The sequence below is a fragment of the Methyloceanibacter sp. genome (assembly GCF_049590335.1).
Classification (GTDB): domain Bacteria; phylum Pseudomonadota; class Alphaproteobacteria; order Rhizobiales; family Methyloligellaceae; genus Methyloceanibacter.
In genome coordinates this window covers 1-1,618 of sequence record NZ_JBAWCQ010000106.1, presented here as the reverse complement: position 1 = coordinate 1,618, position 1,618 = coordinate 1, and the positions used below count along the sequence as shown (strand labels likewise).

Annotated in this window: 3 protein-coding genes; 1 reads left to right on the top strand and 2 read right to left on the bottom strand. The window is 61.7% G+C overall.

Annotated elements, in window-relative coordinates; genetic code table 11:
- On the bottom strand, positions 1 to 275 hold a 275-nt coding region (locus WBQ77_RS08455), incomplete at its 3' end, for an isocitrate/isopropylmalate family dehydrogenase (protein ID WP_424059782.1).
- Between the two features lie 84 nt (positions 276 to 359).
- Here WBQ77_RS08455 and WBQ77_RS08450 point away from each other — a divergent pair.
- Positions 360 to 803: a hypothetical protein gene (locus WBQ77_RS08450; protein ID WP_424059780.1), complete on the top strand. Its 444-nt coding sequence runs from the start codon at positions 360 to 362 to the stop codon at positions 801 to 803.
- A 98-nt stretch (positions 804 to 901) separates the two neighbouring features.
- Here WBQ77_RS08450 and leuD read toward each other — a convergent pair whose 3' ends face one another.
- Positions 902 to 1,507, bottom strand: a complete 606-nt coding sequence (leuD, locus tag WBQ77_RS08445) for a 3-isopropylmalate dehydratase small subunit (RefSeq protein WP_424059778.1) — start codon at positions 1,505 to 1,507, stop codon at positions 902 to 904.
- Positions 1,508 to 1,618: the final 111 nt, after the last annotated feature.

Sequence of the window (1,618 nt, the reverse complement as noted above, 5' to 3'; positions counted from 1 at the left end):
CCCGCCTCGGGGCGGTTGTCGTACGGCACGCCGTCCCATTTGGGGCCCCCGACGGCACCCAGCATGACCGCGTCGGCCGCGTGTGCTGTTTTCATCGCTGCTTCGGAGATCGCTTCGCCGTGTTCATCATAGGCGCAGCCGCCCACGAGGTCCGTCTCCGTCTCGATGGCCACGGCGCCCGTGCCGTTGGCCCAATCGATGAGCCGGGTCACCTCGTCCATCACCTCGGTGCCGATGCCGTCGCCAGGAAGAAGTAAGAGTTTGAATGAAGCCATGAAGTTACGTTCGCCCTATGCTAAAGCATCCACCGTTATGAGCCGGAATTGCTCCGGCGGCGCTTTGGGTAGCGGGAGTAGGACATGCTGACAAGAGTGCTGTTGACCCTTCTCGTACTTGTCTTTGGGTCCGGTCTGGCCATGGCGGCCGACACGGTGGCCGATGATGAGCCGAAAACCACGGTTGTTAGCTTCGGCATCACCGATCACAAGGTCGACGAGGCGGAGCTTCTTAAGCGCAGGGCGCTGCCCAAACCGCGGTTCAACTCGCCCGGCGTCGCCTATGGCTGGGTGGCCCACGCCAAGAAGGGCGACAAGATCGAGGTCCACCTGACCAAGGACGGCGAGTCTCTGATGCACAATCTCCGCGAGGTCACGGACGACGATAGCGATGTGCTGCTCCAGGCGGGCAAGACGGGCGTCCCCGCAGGTGGCTGGCCGAAGGGGCAATACACAGCGAAGGTGACCGTCACCCGTGGTGGCGAAACGGTCGCCGAGCAGGAAACCGATCCCATTCCGTTCGAGTAGTTTTAGTCGCTGAACGGCGCGGCGGGCCGCTAAGCAGGCCCCCTATGCCCAAGCCTTCAGGCTTAAGCCGTCGGGCCCCAGCCTTCGGGCCCAAGGCTTCACACCCAAGGCTTCGTGGTGCCTGTTTTCAGCTCGAACGCATCTATATGGGCGGCCTTTTCGAGGGTCAGGCCGATATCGTCGAGCCCCTCGATCAGACACCGCTTGCGGTGCGGGTCGACCTCGAAGGGGATCTTGCCGCCATCGGGGCCTGAGATCTCCTGAGCCTCCAGGTCGATGGTCAGGCGCGCATTGTCGCCGCGCTCGGCGTCGTCGATCAGCTTGTCGATCTCTTCCTGCGGCAGAACGATCGGCAGAATGCCGTTCTTGAAGCAGTTGTTATAGAAGATGTCCGCGAAGGACGGCGCGATGATGCAGCGGAAGCCGAAATCGAGCAGGGCCCAGGGCGCGTGCTCGCGGGACGAGCCGCAGCCGAAATTCTCGCCGGCGATCAGGATCTCGGCCTTAGTATAGGGCTCCTTGTGGAGCACGAAATGCTCGTGCTTCACGCCGTTCTCGTCATACCGCAGCTCGGCGAACAGGCCCTCGCCGAGGCCGGTGCGCTTGATCGTTTTCAGGTACTGCTTGGGGATGATCATGTCCGTATCGACATTGATCATCGGCAAATGGGCGGCAATGCCCGTGAGTTTCGTGAATTGTTCCATGCTCAACCTCTGTTCCGCCAGCCATATAGAGCTTTCCGGGCCGACTTTCTACTGTCACAGTCGCGCGCAGAATTCAGGTCATGGTGCCGCGCGGAGACCAAGAGCCAACAC

Bases quoted from the DNA above. Each gene is read 5' to 3' on its own strand.
- WBQ77_RS08450 (WP_424059780.1), top strand. From the start codon at position 360: ATGCTGACAAGAGTGCTGTTGACCCTTCTCGTACTTGTCTTTGGGTCC.
- leuD (WP_424059778.1), bottom strand. From the start codon at position 1,507: ATGGAACAATTCACGAAACTCACGGGCATTGCCGCCCATTTGCCGATG.